The organism is Micromonospora sp. DSM 43699 (genome assembly GCF_055517075.1).
On sequence record NZ_JBTMMT010000260.1, the window covers coordinates 1 to 411 of the forward strand.

General features: G+C 73.7%; 1 protein-coding gene. It reads right to left on the minus strand.

From position 1 onward, the window contains the following. A partial coding sequence (locus tag AC0AIB_RS31540; RefSeq protein ID WP_465098135.1) for a hypothetical protein occupies positions 1-354 on the minus strand: 354 nt, incomplete at its 3' end. Positions 355-411: the final 57 nt, after the last annotated feature.

Consider the following 411-nt stretch of genomic DNA (forward strand, 5'->3'; position numbering starts at 1 on the left):
CGGTGACCGCCCCGGCCGGTCAGACCGCCCGGACGCCGCCCGGCCCGGAGACACCCGTACCGCGTCGGCCGCCGTCTCGGCCAGCAGGCGTCGGCAGGTCGCGGCGAGCGGGCCCATGCCCGCGGAGAGGGGCACCACGGCCTCCGAACGGGCCGGAGCGGTGGTGCCGCCGTCCAGGATTCGCCCGGCGCGTACGAGAACCTCGCCCGAGCCGCCCGCCGGGGCGAGACTGATCCACCGCTCCACGTGCTCGCCCCGGATGACCATCCCCCCGGACCGCTCCCGGTACACGGTGTGCTCCCGCCACAGCATCGCAGCCAACTCCTCTGCGGTACCTCTCAGTTGTGCTCCCACCAGCCATCCCCCCACCTCGCAGCGAATCGAACAAGCATCGAACTCTACTGGCGGGCG